Annotated in this window: 21 protein-coding genes; 17 read left to right on the forward strand and 4 right to left on the reverse strand. The window is 68.8% G+C overall.

Features of this window, described 5'->3' with window-relative positions; translation table 11 throughout:
- The gene (locus ACWCP0_RS10285) at positions 1-942 is read right to left on the reverse strand and encodes an ABC transporter ATP-binding protein (RefSeq protein ID WP_451078414.1); all 942 of its coding nucleotides are present in this window, start codon (positions 940-942) and stop codon (positions 1-3) included.
- A 106-nt stretch (positions 943-1,048) separates the two neighbouring features.
- On the opposite strand from ACWCP0_RS10285, the gene ACWCP0_RS10290 reads away from it, so the two are divergent.
- Both ACWCP0_RS10290 and ACWCP0_RS10295 read left to right on the forward strand, forming a co-directional pair.
- The gene (locus ACWCP0_RS10290; RefSeq protein WP_451078415.1) at positions 1,049-2,263 is read left to right on the forward strand and encodes a sensor histidine kinase; all 1,215 of its coding nucleotides are present in this window, start codon (positions 1,049-1,051) and stop codon (positions 2,261-2,263) included.
- Between the two features lie 14 nt (positions 2,264-2,277).
- Positions 2,278-2,940 carry a response regulator gene (locus tag ACWCP0_RS10295; protein ID WP_451078416.1) on the forward strand — a complete coding sequence of 221 codons (663 nt, stop codon included), beginning with the start codon at positions 2,278-2,280 and terminating at the stop codon, positions 2,938-2,940.
- A 340-nt stretch (positions 2,941-3,280) separates the two neighbouring features.
- Here ACWCP0_RS10295 and ACWCP0_RS10300 read toward each other — a convergent pair whose 3' ends face one another.
- Entirely contained in the window at positions 3,281-3,481 is a 201-nt protein-coding gene (locus tag ACWCP0_RS10300; protein ID WP_451078417.1) for a hypothetical protein, read from the reverse strand.
- A gap of 429 nt (positions 3,482-3,910) precedes the next feature.
- Between ACWCP0_RS10300 and ACWCP0_RS10305 the strand changes: the two genes are divergently transcribed.
- The 3 genes from ACWCP0_RS10305 (at position 3,911) to ACWCP0_RS10315 (ending at position 4,686) form a co-directional block, all read left to right on the forward strand.
- Positions 3,911-4,045, forward strand: coding sequence for a hypothetical protein (locus tag ACWCP0_RS10305; protein ID WP_451078418.1), 135 nt, complete (start codon positions 3,911-3,913; stop codon positions 4,043-4,045).
- Between the two features lie 270 nt (positions 4,046-4,315).
- On the forward strand, positions 4,316-4,531 hold the full coding sequence (locus tag ACWCP0_RS10310) for a hypothetical protein (RefSeq protein WP_451078419.1): 216 nt from the start codon (positions 4,316-4,318) through the stop codon (positions 4,529-4,531).
- Entirely contained in the window at positions 4,510-4,686 is a 177-nt protein-coding gene (locus ACWCP0_RS10315) for a transcriptional regulator (protein ID WP_451078420.1), read from the forward strand. The genes ACWCP0_RS10310 and ACWCP0_RS10315 overlap by 22 nt, the downstream gene beginning before the upstream one ends.
- A 331-nt stretch (positions 4,687-5,017) precedes the next feature.
- Here the strand turns inward: ACWCP0_RS10315 and ACWCP0_RS10320 are convergent, their stop codons facing one another.
- Positions 5,018-5,227 (reverse strand): hypothetical protein, encoded by a 210-nt coding sequence (locus tag ACWCP0_RS10320; protein ID WP_451078421.1) that lies wholly within the window; start codon positions 5,225-5,227, stop codon positions 5,018-5,020.
- A 399-nt stretch (positions 5,228-5,626) separates the two neighbouring features.
- On the opposite strand from ACWCP0_RS10320, the gene ACWCP0_RS10325 reads away from it, so the two are divergent.
- The 4 genes from ACWCP0_RS10325 (at position 5,627) to ACWCP0_RS10340 (ending at position 8,836) form a co-directional block, all read left to right on the forward strand.
- Positions 5,627-6,175, forward strand: coding sequence for a SigE family RNA polymerase sigma factor (locus ACWCP0_RS10325; RefSeq protein WP_451078422.1), 549 nt, complete (start codon positions 5,627-5,629; stop codon positions 6,173-6,175).
- Positions 6,172-7,116 carry a hypothetical protein gene (locus ACWCP0_RS10330; protein ID WP_451078423.1) on the forward strand — a complete coding sequence of 315 codons (945 nt, stop codon included), beginning with the start codon at positions 6,172-6,174 and terminating at the stop codon, positions 7,114-7,116. Before ACWCP0_RS10325 ends, ACWCP0_RS10330 begins: the two co-directional genes overlap by 4 nt.
- Before the next feature lie 603 nt (positions 7,117-7,719).
- The gene (locus ACWCP0_RS10335; protein ID WP_451078424.1) at positions 7,720-8,106 is read left to right on the forward strand and encodes a hypothetical protein; all 387 of its coding nucleotides are present in this window, start codon (positions 7,720-7,722) and stop codon (positions 8,104-8,106) included.
- Positions 8,099-8,836 carry a histone-like protein gene (locus ACWCP0_RS10340; RefSeq protein ID WP_451078425.1) on the forward strand — a complete coding sequence of 246 codons (738 nt, stop codon included), beginning with the start codon at positions 8,099-8,101 and terminating at the stop codon, positions 8,834-8,836. The genes ACWCP0_RS10335 and ACWCP0_RS10340 overlap by 8 nt, the downstream gene beginning before the upstream one ends.
- 371 nt (positions 8,837-9,207) lie before the next feature.
- On the opposite strand, the gene ACWCP0_RS10345 is transcribed toward ACWCP0_RS10340, so the two are convergent.
- Positions 9,208-9,675 (reverse strand): NUDIX hydrolase, encoded by a 468-nt coding sequence (locus ACWCP0_RS10345; RefSeq protein ID WP_451078426.1) that lies wholly within the window; start codon positions 9,673-9,675, stop codon positions 9,208-9,210.
- Positions 9,676-9,693: 18 nt separating this feature from the next.
- Here ACWCP0_RS10345 and ACWCP0_RS10350 point away from each other — a divergent pair, with 18 nt between their 5' ends.
- The 8 genes from ACWCP0_RS10350 to ACWCP0_RS10385 all read left to right on the forward strand — a co-directional run bounded on the left by ACWCP0_RS10350 (position 9,694) and on the right by ACWCP0_RS10385 (position 13,989).
- Entirely contained in the window at positions 9,694-10,473 is a 780-nt protein-coding gene (locus tag ACWCP0_RS10350) for a GntR family transcriptional regulator (RefSeq protein ID WP_451078427.1), read from the forward strand.
- Positions 10,474-10,611: 138 nt separating this feature from the next.
- Positions 10,612-10,968 (forward strand): SCO3933 family regulatory protein, encoded by a 357-nt coding sequence (locus ACWCP0_RS10355; protein ID WP_451078428.1) that lies wholly within the window; start codon positions 10,612-10,614, stop codon positions 10,966-10,968.
- A gap of 2 nt (positions 10,969-10,970) precedes the next feature.
- Positions 10,971-12,329, forward strand: coding sequence for an FtsK/SpoIIIE domain-containing protein (locus ACWCP0_RS10360; RefSeq protein WP_451078429.1), 1,359 nt, complete (start codon positions 10,971-10,973; stop codon positions 12,327-12,329).
- Between the two features lie 87 nt (positions 12,330-12,416).
- On the forward strand, positions 12,417-13,064 hold the full coding sequence (locus tag ACWCP0_RS10365; protein ID WP_451078430.1) for a DUF2637 domain-containing protein: 648 nt from the start codon (positions 12,417-12,419) through the stop codon (positions 13,062-13,064).
- Between the two features lie 19 nt (positions 13,065-13,083).
- Positions 13,084-13,278, forward strand: a complete 195-nt coding sequence (locus tag ACWCP0_RS10370; RefSeq protein WP_451078431.1) for a hypothetical protein — start codon at positions 13,084-13,086, stop codon at positions 13,276-13,278.
- Between the two features lies 1 nt (position 13,279).
- Complete coding sequence (locus tag ACWCP0_RS10375; protein ID WP_451078432.1) at positions 13,280-13,474, forward strand: mobile element transfer protein; 195 nt, start codon at positions 13,280-13,282, stop codon at positions 13,472-13,474.
- Positions 13,475-13,490: 16 nt separating this feature from the next.
- On the forward strand, positions 13,491-13,646 hold the full coding sequence (locus ACWCP0_RS10380) for a hypothetical protein (protein ID WP_329163099.1): 156 nt from the start codon (positions 13,491-13,493) through the stop codon (positions 13,644-13,646).
- A 25-nt stretch (positions 13,647-13,671) separates the two neighbouring features.
- Complete coding sequence (locus tag ACWCP0_RS10385) at positions 13,672-13,989, forward strand: SpdD-like protein (protein WP_451078433.1); 318 nt, start codon at positions 13,672-13,674, stop codon at positions 13,987-13,989.
- The last annotated feature ends 36 nt before the right edge of the window (positions 13,990-14,025 follow it).

The raw sequence follows: 14,025 nt of genomic DNA on the forward strand, positions 1-14,025 counted from the left end.
TCAGGCCTCCTGAGGGGCGATGGGAAGGGCTGGGGCGGTGGCGGAGAACTCCGTCTCGTCCGCGGTGAGAGCGAGATAGGCCTCCTCCAGGGACGCGTGTTCATCGGCGAGTTCGAGCACGGTGACGCCCTCGCGGGCGGCGATGGCCCCGACCTGCTCGGCTTCGGCGCCTTCGACGACCCATCGGCCGTCATCGCCTCCTGTGACCGTGTATCCACCGGCCAGCAGCGCGGCTCGCAGCCGGGCAGGGGCGCCGGATCGCACGCGTACGCGCGCGTGGCCGTGCTGTTCGATGAACTCCCGCATGGGGAGATCGGCGAGGAGCCGGCCCCGTCCGAGGACGACGAGGTGGTCGGCGAAGGTCGCGGTCTCGTTCATCAGGTGACTGGAGACCAGGATCGTGCGGCCCTCGCGGGCGAGTCGGCGCAGCAAGTGGCGGATCCGGACGATCCCTTCGGGGTCCAGGCCGTTGGCTGGTTCGTCCAGCAGGAGAACAGCCGGGTCTCCGAGCAGCGCGGCGGCGATGCCGAGGCGCTGACGCATGCCGAGCGAGAAGGTTTTGATGCGGCGGCGTGCCGCCGTGGCCAGACCGGTGTCCTGCAGGACCTCGTCCACGCGGCGGGCCGGGATGCGGTTGCTGACGGCGAGGAAGCGCAGATGGTCGAGGGCGGTGCGGGAACCGTGGGCGGCCTGCGGGTCCAGCAGGGCGCCGACCGTGCGAAGGGGTTCGCGCAGCGTCGCGTACGGTCGGCCGTCGACCGTGGCGGTTCCGGCCGTGGGGCGGTCGAGGCCGAGGACGAGGCGCATGGTGGTGGACTTGCCGGCGCCGTTGGGGCCGAGGAAACCGGTGACCCGGCCCGGCTCGACGCTCAGCGTCAGACGGTCTACGGCCCGGGTGCTGCCGTACTCCTTCGTGAGGTCTTTGACATCGATGCTGCTCATGGCTTCAGCGTCGTCGTGCGGGCGGGGCCGTGCATCCCGCGCCGGAGGAGACCGTCTCCCCCGCGCGGGGGAACCCCAGTCCTGCTCGCTCTGACACGATGACCGCATGCCAGGCTTCCTGTCGCCCCTGACCCGTGCGGTCACGTACACCCGCTGGCTTCACCTGCTGGTCGGGTCGATCGTGCCCTTCGCCTGCGCAATGGTCTATCCCGGGCTGACCAGCCCGACGCCGTCCGACTGGGTACTCATCGCCGTCCTGCCGATCCCCTTGATCCTGACCGCGGCCATGGTGCCCGAGGTGCGCCGGGCGGAGGGGCTGCAGGCGCGGCTGATGCTGTTTCCCGGGCCGCACGCACGCGTGAGGGGCAAAGAGGATTCGGGTGTCTCCGCCGTCCCGTCCGCTTCATGGAGCGATCGGGCGAGAACTGGTGCCTGGATGGTGCTGCGCCTGGAAGCAGGGCTCGCCGTCGCACTGGTGACGGGGCAGTTGATGGCGCTCTTCCTGTCGCTTGTCGGGGCTGCCGCCGGAGATCCTGACGTGTCCGACCCACTGGTGGGGCCTTCCGGTACGGGCTGGGCGTACGCCCTGCTGACCCCGTTTCCCGTGTTGTTGCTGGTCGCAGTGGCGGCTGGTGCAGGTGCCCTCATGGCAGAGGCGGCCCGCCGACTGCTCGGACCGTCGGCGAAGGAGCGTCTGGCCGAGTTGGAGGAGCGTACCGAGCGGCTGCTGGAACGCAACCGCATCGCCCGGGAGTTGCACGACTCTCTCGGCCACGCCCTGACCCTGGCCGTAGTGCAGGCGGGTGCCGCCCGGACGGCCGCCGACGCGGACTTCACGGATCGGACGCTGGAGATCATCGAGGAGACGGGCCGGGCTGCGCTGGAAGACCTGGAAAGGGTCCTGATGGTGCTGCGCGAACCGGCGCGGCCAGTCGGCACCCGGCCCGGCCTCGGCGCGGCGGACCGACTGCTGGACTCCGCCCGCTCCTCGGGTGCGCAGGTCGATGCCCAGGTGACCGGGGCGTTTGACCATGTGCCGGCTCCGGTGTCCCGTGAGGGGTACCGGATACTCCAGGAGGCTCTCACCAACGTACTGCGGCACGCGGGTGCCGTGCCGGTCCGTGTCCGCATCGCCGTGGAGGAGACACGGCTGCGAATAGAGGTGCGCAATCCGATGACCACGACAGCATCGGTGACCGGCGTGGGCGGTGGCAGCGGGCTGCAGGGGATCCGGGAGCGCGCCGCGTTGCTCGGCGGCGAGGCCCGGGCGGGGCAGGACAGCGGTAACTTGCTGCTGCACGTCGACCTGCCGCTGCAGTGATCTAGGCTGCCGGAATGCCGCTCACCGTTCTCCTCGTCGACGACGAGCCGCTGGTACGGGCGGGCCTGCGCGCCGTGCTGGAGGCCCAGCCGGACATCACGGTAGTGGGCGAAGCGGCCGACGGCGCCGCCGTGATCCCCCTGGTACGGCGACTGCGCCCCGACGTCGTCGCCATGGACGTACGGATGCCGCTCATGGACGGCATCGAGGCCACCCGGGCGGTGCTGCGCACGGTTCCGGACCCGCCGAAGATCGTCGTGGTGACGACCTTCGAGAACGACGAGTACGTGTACGGGGCACTGCGCGCCGGCGCCGACGGGTTCCTGCTGAAGCGGGCCCGGCCGGCGGAGATCGTGCACGCCGTGCGGCTGGTGGCCGAAAGCGACTCGCTGCTGTTTCCCGCAGCGGTGCGGCAGTTGGCCGCCTCGTACGGCAAGGACCACGGCAATGCGGAGGTCCGGGCGGCCATGGAGCGCGCCGCGCTGACCGAGCGAGAGGGGGAGGTGCTGCGTCTCATGGCAGGCGGCCTGTCGAACGCGGAGATTGCCGCCCGCCTGGTGGTGGGTACCGAGACGGTCAAATCACATGTGAGTTCCGTGCTGACGAAACTCGGGGTGCGGGATCGCACGCAGGCGGTCATCGCGGCGTACGAGTCCGGCTTCGTTTCCCCGGGCTGATGACGTGGCGGCAACGGACGCCGGGTGACGCACGTTGTCCTGGTCCTCGTGGCGGACGCCGACCGAAGTCGGCCGGACATCCGCCCACAGTTCACCCCTCCCCGTCGACGTCGGCCCGGCCGCGTAGGGGCGCAGTGCCCCGCCGACGGGAACGGACCTACGTTCCGCAGCAATTCGGGTGGGCGCCCGGCCATGGGCCGGTGCGCCTCTCACTCGCTGCGATGGTCCACAGGCGCGCGCTTGCTTGTCCGCGCCGGCCACCGGCAGGCCTCCACGTGTCCGGGAGATCCGCGTCTCCGGGAGATCCACCGGTGGCCGTCACGGGCAGCTGCTGTCCGCATCACCACCTGTTGTCATCGTCGTCATCGTCGTCGCCGTCGTAGCCACTGCCGTGGTCGTAGCTGTCGGACGAGTAGCTGGACCCGTGGTCCCAGGAGGCCCAGCTCTGGGCACTGGCGACGCCGGCACTCGCGAAGGCGAGGGCGATCGTGGCGAACAGAACGGCGAGCAGACGGCCGATCCTGGACACAGTCGTGTGCATGATGCTCCCCCTTCTGGGGATGACGAAGGTTTTCTCGCAGGCCCGGAAGCCGCGGAACTCACGCGCTCACGGCGCCACACGAGAGCTTGCGTGGGGATTCGTCTGCGGCCCGTGTCTGGTGCCCTGCACCACAAATCCGAGCCTGCCGCTTGGCCGTTCGGGCCGCGACCTTGATGCGTCGCGATCCCCGACCGGCTCCGAGACGCCTGTACATCCATCCGTATGGCGGCTTCTGTGCAAGTCGTCTCATTTGCACCAGCGCAGCCAGCCTAGGTGCGAGGCCGGAATGAAGTCAAACAGTAAATACCAGGCAAATTAGACATCGAGTGAGGGGTCGATACCAACCGTGGGCCCCGAGACCGGAGTCTGCCCGCAGCGCAGGCCGCGCAGCGGGGAGTCCCGTGAAGCCGCCCTCGCGCGGTCCAGGGTGTGACCGCCGCAGCCACCGCGGTGGTCACGACCGCCCTGTTGGTGCTGCTGTTCGCCAGGAACCAGCCGTGGGAGGCCGTGCTGCTGGAGAACAGCTACGCATCCCCGTGGTACCTGGTCGGCATCGGACTCTAACGCCCTCGGCCCGGCCGAGCGCAGCTGGATCATCCTGGCGGCCGGCACTGCTCACGCCCTGCTGCTCACCGGCTGTCTGGGAGCCTCTTGGGGCAGCGGGTGGCTCCCCTGGGAGCACCCCGCTCACCCAGGCTGGACCGACGGCCCGCAGGCCAAGGCGCTCCTGCTCGCCGTCATCCTGCTCCTCGCCGGTCTGGCCGAGTGGGCCAAGGTCCGTCGCCGGGCCGCCTCGGGCGCCGCTGGTGCGGCCGGTGCGCGTACGGTCGTCTCATGAGCGTCGGGGACTCGTCCGCTGCGCGGGACGACCGCGAAGGACTGCATCCGGCCCATGCGCTGGATGACACCGTCCACCAGCGCGTGCGGCTCGGCATCCTCACCATCGCCCGCGAAGCCGACCGGGTCGAGCCCGGCTTCCTGAAAAGCAACTGGCCGTCACCGACGGAAACCTCTCCAGGCATCTCAAGGTGTTGGAGGATTCGGGCCTGATCACCATGGAGAAGGGCCACGCCGGCCGGCGCCCCCGAACATGGATCGCCCTCACCCGAGAGGGCGCGCATGCACCGGATGCTGAACTTCGCGCTCTGCGTGCACTCGTCCATCGCCTGGAAACTCACAGTGCGCCCGGCCCACCTGACACGTGATCACCGCTTCAGGGGCGAGATCGGGTGTCACTGGCGGGATTTGCATGCTCCTTGTGCCGGCCGTACCTCGGGTTCGAGTCCGCCGTTCGCTCCGATTCCCTGTGACTGCCCGCTTGTTGTGGCACGTGTGACACAACGACGGCCTACCGGGGTTGGGTTGAGCGGGGTGTGGCCCCGACCGGTTGCCCGGCCGGTGTCTCGTGCCTCACTCCCTGCGCATCCAGGAATACAGGAACCAGGGCCACAGGAACCAGCCGACGATCCCCGCCGCAAGCACGATGACTGCGATCTTCCATCCCCGTGACATTGCGCCTCCCCCTCTGACGGTCCGCTACTTCCGATCGTGTGGTGGCCACTTCATCTGAAACGGGGGTTCGCCCCGTGGCCCTTCGGTGGAGGTAGCGCTCTGAATCAGCGTCAACGGCGCCAGAACGGTGATCCGGCCGATCGCCGTCCCCTGCTCCGCCGCGGCGGTCCCTGCTGTCGGCAGACCAGCAGCGACGACGATCCCCACGGCCAGCACGGCGCGTTTGATGAGCACTTGAGCCTTCCTAGGGCAACCGGAGTTTCCGGCCCCAGTACATGAGCGCAACCTGATCAAGAAACATGTCGCAAGGCCGGCGGTCTGGGGCACCGTGGCGAAGGTGGACGAGCGTGACTAGCAGGCGGTGACGAAGGCCAGCGTATGCTTCGCGCCGTCGCCCACTCCCCGGCTACGTCCACGAGATGGGGCACTGGATCAGCTTGTGTGGTGCGGTCACTGAGCGCCAGGCCAGGAAGGCGCGCTTGCAGAGGAGAGCGGCTTCATCGATGAGGCGCCGCTGACCTCCTCTGGCTTGGCCGCCAGACCGGCGCTGGCACCTCCCCTCGAAACCCGGCCTCGGATCCCGGGCAACCGAATCCCCGGAAACGGTGGTCTGGAGGGCGAGGAGGGTGCTTGATGCAAGCCGAGCAAGACGCTCAGTTCCAGGAATTCGTCAGAGCGCGGTGGTCCCATCTCGTGCGGACCGCGTATCTGCTCACGGGCGACGTGCACCACGCCGAGGACCTGACACAGACGGCGCTGGCGAAGGCGTACCGCTCATGGCGGCGCGTCTCGCGCAGCGACAGTCCGGAGGCGTACATCCGCCGGATGCTGGTCAGCTGCAACAGCGACCGGTTCCGCAAGCGGCGCGTGACGGAGGCGCTGACCGCCGCGCCGCCTGAGGTGGCGGGGCGCGACGAAGCCGTCTCGTGGGCCGGCGAGCGCAGCGCCCTGCTCGCGGCGCTGGCCCGACTTCCGTCCAAACAGCGGGCGGTGGTCGTCATGCGCTATTGGGAGGACCTGTCCGAGGCGGAGGTTGCCGAGGTGCTCGGCTGCTCCACCGGCACGGTCAAGAGCCAGGCGTCCAAGGGACTGGCGAAGTTGCGTACGCATCCGGGGCTCGCGCAGGTCATGGACGGACATGACCGCAGCCAGGTCCCGTCCGGGCAGGGAGGCATCAGGTGAACGAGGAGCAGAAGCAGCAGGAGATGGGAACCGGCGGGGACTTCGAGGAGCAGCTGCGCGGGCTGCTCGCCGAGGACGCGTACACGATCCGGCCCTCGTCGGCACCGTATCCGGCGATCCGCCGCCAGGGCACGGTGGAGCGGCGTCGCCGGGTGGCGGCGGCCGGGGCGGTCCTGATGACGCTGGCGGCGGTGCCCGTGGGGGCGTACGCGCTGGTCGGCGGGGACACGGGTGGCGACACGGCGGCGCCGACGCCGTCGTTCAGCGCCACGCAGCCGACGTCGGCGGCGCCGACACCGGCGCAGTCCGCGTCCCCGTCGGGGCCCGCGCGGCCGGCCACGGACGGTCAGCTCCTCGACGGAATCACCTTCGAGCAGGCCACCGAAGGGCTGGAGAAGTGCCTCGCCTACGACCGTGGGCACCAAGGCTTCATGGGCAGGACGGACCTGGGCTCGGCCGACGGCTACCGGATCATCCTGGCGATGAGGAGCACCGGCGACTCCAACGCGCCCGGCGACGGCATGTTCGTCGTCGCGGTGAAGGAGAAGCCACAGCAGACCCGGCTGATCTGCAGAATCAAGGACGGCGAGGCCCAGGGCATCAACACCAGCGTCGGCGCCGACGGTCCGCCGGACGCCGGCCCCGTGATGGCCGACATCAACGGCGGCAAGCTCTACCAGCAGTCGGTCCTCGACCGCGGCAACTGGAAACTTCCGTTCCGCTGGGGCGCCATCGGCCGGGCCGAGCCGTCGGTCGCCCGGGTGACCGTCTCCTACGGCGACGCCACCAGCCAGGCCGCCCTGGACCACGGCTGGTTCGTCGCCTCCGGCGTCCTGAACCAGCAGGTCTCCGCGGCCCCGCACATCAAGGGGTACGACGCCGAGGGCGAGCTGGTCTACGACTCCGACCAGGACAAGGGCTACCAGAAGACGCTGCCGTAGCGCCGCCCTCGGGCCGGGGGGCGCTGCACAGGGGACAGCGCCCCCCGGCCGCCCATTTCGGACGCGGCAAGAGCTCCGTGCTGATCCATCAGCACTCGGACCTGAAGCGGCAGCGGGAGGTATCCGCGGGGCTGGACCGGCTGGTGCGGGCACGGCGTGATGCAGTGGATTCCCCAGCATCTGGCACGGATATGGCACGAGACGCTTGACGCGGTCCAGACAACAACAAAGCCCCGGGCCACTGGCCTGGGGCTTTCGCGTGGAGCGGGTGACGGGAATCGAACCCGCGCTCTGAGCTTGGGAATCACCGTGCCTTGGGGTGTCGTTGGCGGCCTGACCAGCGGCAACGGGTGTCAGGGCGAGCCGCACGGCTCTTCCTTGCACCCGCTGTTGACCGTGGTTTACCGGCCTGTCGGGCACGGATCGGGCACAGTCACCTTCTGATCCGTAGCTCTAGCCGGATCGGTCAGCAACGGCCATACCAGCCGCTACGAGGCCCCGGAGGGACGGTAGCGGACGGGGGTGGTTGCTGGGGTTGCGGTACAGAGCTGCTGTACCGCCAACTGCCGGACGTGAAGCCACAAGTCTCATAGCCTGTTCCTCGTGGCATCGGACGACCTGACAATCGAAGTTTCGGGCAGCTCCTCGCTTGCTGACCCTGCAAGGCAGGCACTTGAGGAGTGCATGAAAGCGTACGGAGAGGATGTCCTTCGCGAGGCGAGTCGTCTGGAGGAGAGCCTACACGTGGGGAGCGGTGCTCCTATGATCACGAACAGCATGATCCAGGAAGCTAACCTACTCGGTCGACGTGGACACATCCAGCGCCGGGTACCCAAGTTGAAACATACGATGCAGCTCGTCTCCTACGCTGCCGCCGTTGTGGCTGGTGTATTCGCAGGCGATCTAGATAAAGCTACTGGGTCTATCGGATTTGCCGTCTCCGCCACCATTGGAATTGCCGCGTTTGTCCTGGGGCGGAATGATGGATGATGCGAAGAGTGAGGCGTACGGCTACACCCTGACCAAGGACGCCGAGCAGGTTCTAAATAGAGCCACAAGTGAATACGCATACGAAATCCTCGTAAAGGCCAGACTTGTCGCCGATGGGCGGAAATCGAAGACCGTTACAGGCAGAGATGTCACCTTGGCGATTAAGAGCCTATCGAGTGACCCCGTCGCCTACTACAGAATCTCCAAGAAATCTGTTTTTCGATCCCTCCTTGTTGTGGCTGGCCTTGGGGCGGGAGCGTTGACAGGCTACGTAATCTCACTGGATTCCGGCGACAAAGCGGATCTAATTGCGAGCGCGGCAGCTGCGCTTATCTCCATGCTGGCAGCCGCGGCGACCTTCTCCTCTCACCGGCAAGCAAAGGAGTCGGCAGTACAGGCTGCCTCGCTGGCGCGCGCGACCTCCTCAGAAGCGAGGACGTGGGAGGTCGTGCAGGCTTGGCAAAGTATCGAGCAAGCCATTCAAGATGAGCTAAAAGAGCGCGATTCAAGCAGGAATCAGGCGGGCCCATTGGGGGAAATGCTCAGGGATTATGCCGACCTGTACGATCTCGGTCCTGAGTTTCGCGAGTCACTCAGAGGGCTTATCGACACGCGGAACAGGATTGCACATGGAATGCCGGTAGACCTCACGGCAGAAAAGTATGCTGCCCTCATGAAGCAGGCGCACGACGCAATGGATGAAATTGACAGAAGAAGGGCGCGAAAGTAGCGCGAAGCAGAATTAGATGCTGCCTAGGTCGGCGGAACGGGTTTGGCCGGTGTCCTGCCCGGTCTGGGGTCGAGCATGATCAGGGGGCCGTAAGCTTGCCAGCAACTCGGGCAGGCTTGTCCCCTGCCCGCAATGTGTCCGAGTGGCCCCCTGGTCTTGCTCGACGCGGGACCCGGATCGGGGAGGTGGCTAAAGCCGTGGAGCCGACCGCCCCAGCCACAGAGGGGTTCACCCCATCAAGCCCTCGCCTATCGGCGTGCGGCCGGCGGCCGGGCCAGAGCGGGGCGAAGACAGGAGCGCGGCCCGAGTCGCCGGGCCGCGCGACGCCGCGCTGTGCGCGGCGGATGCGCCTTGATGAAGTAGAGAAACTCTTACCGCGCTTGGATCAGCTGCTTGCCGTCGTGGCTCCGGACGTGGGGCCCGTGCCCGTCCAGTGCATCGAGCAGCCGGACCGCGTAGACCTCGGCCATGCGCTCGGCGACCTCTTCGGGCGTGAGCCAGTCAACTGCCATCGACTCGGCAGAGGTTCGCTCAATGCCGCCGGACGGCTTGCATCGGAACACCAGAGCGACGATGCCGCGCGTCGTGTTCTTGTAGACCCCGGTGAGCTCGTCCACCTCAACCCGGATGCCGGTCTCTTCCCAGACTTCTCGGGCCACCCCGTCTTCAGGGGCCTCGGTGAGCTCGAGCACGCCGCCCGGGAGCTCCCACGTTCCGTTGTCGGCTCGGCGGATCGCCAGGAGTCGCCCGTCCTCACGCACCACTGCTCCCGCCACGGACACGGAGTGCAGTGGCGTTGACTGGGTCTCTCGGGCGCTGTTACTCATGTACAGGAGCATAGGAGAGTGAGAAGGACTATGGGAACAGCCGTAGGAGGTGGGAGGGCCGTACCTCGGTACGTTCAGATCGCCGACGAGATCATCCAGCAGATCCGGGCGGGCATCCTCAAGCCTGGTGACTTGGTGCCGAGCGAATCCGAGCTGGTGGAGCGCTACGGCGTCTCCGGCGGCACCATCCGCAAGGCGATGGTGGAGGTCCGGGCCAGTGGGCTCGTGGACACTCGCCACGGTAAGGGCTCGATCGTGAAGGACCGGCCGCCCGTGCGGCTACGCTCCTCGGACCGGTTCAGCGCCTCGCATCGCCGCGGCGGCAAGGCCGCGTATCTCGCCGAGTCGGCCCAGTCCGGAGCCACGGCCAAGGTCAGCGTTCTGTACATCGGCCCGATGGAGGCCCCGGAGGACATCGCCGACCGGCTCGGCGTTTCTGCCGGCACTCAGGTCCTCGCCCGGCGGCGGCTCTACTTCCGCAACGGCGTCCCCGTCGAGACCGCGACGTCGTACTTGCCGTGGGACGTGGTCAAGGACATCCCCGAACTGTTCGCCGAGAACCCAGGCCCCGGTGGCATCTACGCCCGGCTGGAGGACGACGGCCACACCTTCGCCGAGTTCGTCGAGACGCTGACAGCGCGCCCGGCCGCCAAGGCTGAGGCATCCGAACTGGCACTGAGCCCAGGCGCACCCGTCGTGCACCTCCTCCGCAACGCGGTCACCGAAGCGGGCCGGGTGGTGGAGGTCTGCGACACCCTCATGGCCGCTGACCAGTTCGTTTTCGAGTACCGCATTCCCGCCGCCGACTGACGCTCGCTCAACTCTCTTCAACCCGCTGGGACTTCTTCGCCCTGGCGGGTTGACTCATGTATAGGAGTCGTGCACTCTTCTTCATGTCACTCATGTACATGAGTGACGGAGTCCAGCACTTCTAGAGGAGTGATCTCTGTGCGTCAGATCCCCGTCGACACTTCCGCCGCCTCCGTGATGGTGGCCCAGCCCCCGCTGCCCAAGGTGAAGGACCGCCGTACCGGAGAGCGTGCGATGGACGCCGAGTCCGGTGCCGCGCTGTCGACCGTGGACGTGATGTTCGCGGCGAACGGCGAGGTGGAGATCCTGACCGTGACTGTCCCGGAGAACAGCATCTCCGGTGACCTGGCCATGGGTACGCCGGTCGCGATCACGGGCCTGATCGCCCGGCCGTGGGAGAACGAGTTCAACGGGCAGCGCCGTCACGGCATCGCCTTCCGCGCGGTCGCCGTCACATCGCTGGTCGAGGGCGCCACGAAGCCCAAGGCGGCCTGATCATGACCGGCTTCACGGTCGCGCTGCTGGTGGTCGTCGCCGTCGCGGGTCTCCTGCGGTGGCGGCGCCCCGCCTGGTACTGGCTGACCTTCGGCGTCACCCTCGCGACGCTGCGCGTCCTGGTCCGCTACGCCTCGGTCATGGAAGCGTGCGGGCTGACCGTCCCGCCCCCGCGCTGGCGGCTCGCCCTCGCCCGGATGGCGAACCGGCCCGCCCCGGCCTCGCGGGCCCCGAGGATCCTGCGGCTCCGCCCGACCCGCACCGGCCTCGTCCTGCGGCTGGGGCTACGGCCCGGTCAGGATGCCTTCGACATGGCCGCCTCGTGTGACCGGCTGCGGCATTCGTTCGCGATGTACGGCGTCACCTCGCGCGAGATCCGCTCCGGTGTGGTCGAACTCCGGATGACCGGATACGACGTCCTGGCCCAGGTGCAGATGCCCACCAAGGTCGAGCGTGTGCCGATGCGGGTCCCGGTCGCCCTGCGCGAGGACGGCGCCGTCCACTACCGCGACTACCGCACCACCCCGCACGCCCTGACCGTCGGGGCCACGAAGTCCGGCAAGTCCGTCTACCAGCGCAACCTGGTCGCCGAACTCGCCGCACAAGACGTGGCCTTGGTCGGCATCGACTGCAAGCAAGGCGTGGAGCTGTTCCCGCTGGCCCGCCGGTTCTCCGCGCTGGCCGACAACCCCGACACCGCCGCCGAACTCCTCGACGCACTCGTCACACACATGGAGGGCGTCTACCAACTGATCCGCGCCGACCAGCGCATCACCGCCGACATACCCGACGCGGAGATCGCCGCCGACATCTGGGACCTGCCCGACCACCTTCGTCCGACCCCGATCGTCCTGCTCGTCGACGAGGTCGCCGAACTCGCTCTGTTCGCAACCAAGGAAGAGGAGAAGCGCCGGGACCGCATCATCACCGCGCTCGCCCGGCTCGCCCAGCTCGGCCGCGCTGCCGGCTTCTATCTGGAGATCTGCGGACAGCGCTTCGGCTCCGAACTCGGCAAGGGCATCACCATGCTCCGCGCCCAACTCACCGCCCGTACCGCCCACCGCGTCAACGACGAGACCTCCGCCAACATGGCCTTCGGCGACATCGCCCCCGACGCCGTCCTGGCTGCCATCTCCATCCCGACCGACACCCCCGGCCTCGCCGTCACCGGCGACTCGACCGGCGGCTGGGCCCGCATCCGCACCCCGCACACCTCGATGCGCCAGGCAGTCAACGCCTGCAACCGGCACGCCCACCGCACCCCCGAGCTGCCCGGCCTCGCCGCCTTCCGGCCCGAGCTGCCGCCCACGGTCTCACTCGTCAAGACCCCGGCCCCGACCGAGGCACCCGCCTCCGTCTGACCCGTCCTTCACCCCGGTCGGCGCGACCGCCTCGCGCCAGCTCCTTACCCCCGCCATGCCCAAAACGCCCGCAAAGGAGGTGAAGACATGACCCGCTCACTCCGCGTCGACGCCGTTCTGGTGCAAGCCGTGATCGCCGGTGCCCTGTCCTTTGCCCACCTGCACGACCTCGCCACCGCTGCCGGGCAGACCGGATGGAAGGCATGGGCCTACCCGGTCTCCGTCGACCTGCTCCTGGTCGCCGCCTGGCGTCGGCTGCGCAACGACGGACCGTCCCGGCTGGCCTGGTGCTGGTTCCTGATCGCCCTGGTCGCTTCGCTCGGCGCGAACGTCGCCACCGCTGGATTCCTCGACCTGGCGCATCCGCCCGCCTGGCTGCGCTTCGGCATCGCCGGATGGCCCGCGCTCGCCTTCCTAGGCGGCACCCTCCTCGCCCACTCACCGGCCGCGACTGACTCGGAGCCGGAGCTGGTCGAGGTTGTGCCGGCCGAACCGGAGTCCGCCCCCGAGCCGGTCCCCGTCGCCGAGGCGGAGCCCGCCCCGGCGCTGCCCGCAGCTGCCGAACCTGCTCCCGTCCCGGCTCCACCGGTCCCGGCCGCCCTGGTCGACCACGCCCGCAAAGTCGCCGCCGACCACCACGCCCGTACCGGCACCCCGATCGACACCGACACCCTGCGCGCCCGCCTCGGCGTCCCCGCCCCGATGGCCGACGCCATCGCCGCCCAACTCGCGTGACCTCGAAGGGAGAAGCCCCGTGACCCGTGACCCGGCCGACCTGACCGCCGCCGACTACCTCGACAGCGCCCGCGAGATGACTGCCGCTGACCGGCCCTACCTCGCTCACCTGCTCGCCGAGGAAGCTGCCCAGCTCACCGCCGACCCGGCCACCGCCGCCGGTATCCGCGCCACCTTCCCCGACCCGACGACTACCCGAACGGAGAGCGACTGACATGCCCGCACGCGACCACTTCCACTCCGTCATGCGTATCGGACCCGTACAGATCGGCACCCACCGCGACCGGCACGGCCGCACCAAGCACGCCGCCGTCTGCTCCGCCGACCGCTGCGGCTGGTCCGCCGACTTCTCCAGTTCCTCGGCCGCCCAGCTCGCCGCCCGCACCCACCGCTGCCGCATCACCGACTGAACAGGAGAACACCGCCATGGACGTTCCGCTCTGGCTCGCCCTGATCGTCGTCGGCGCCCTCGGCATCAAGCTCATCCGCCCGCCCTGGTGGCTCGTCGCCGTGCTCCTCCTCGGAGGCTTCCTCCTCGCGGACAGCCTGCTCGCACCGGTCATCGACACCGCCATCAAGTAGCCCAACCGCAGAAGGGAGATCGCTCATGCTCCGTCCGAAGATCCCGACCATGCCGATCCCGACCGGCATCGTCACCCCGCCCGCCGTCGAGCCGACCGCGATCGTCCAGCACACCCCCGCCCCGGCCCCGGTCCCCGTCGCCCCGGCGGCACCGGTCCGGCCCACGGTCCAGCTCACGCCCGGCACCGCGCTCGCCCTCGTCGGTGGCGGCACCGCCGTGGTCCTGGTCGTCGGCGCGGTCCTGGTTTCGATGCTCCTGGCGGTCGCCGTCACCGCGGCCTCGGTCGCTGTGTGCGCGCTCGTCGTCCGCTCGCTGATCGCCTCCGAGCACAAGCGCCGCTGACCGGCCCCCGGGGCGGTCTCAACCGCCAAGTCTTGC

The sequence above is a fragment of the Streptomyces sp. NPDC001970 genome, from assembly GCF_053594115.1.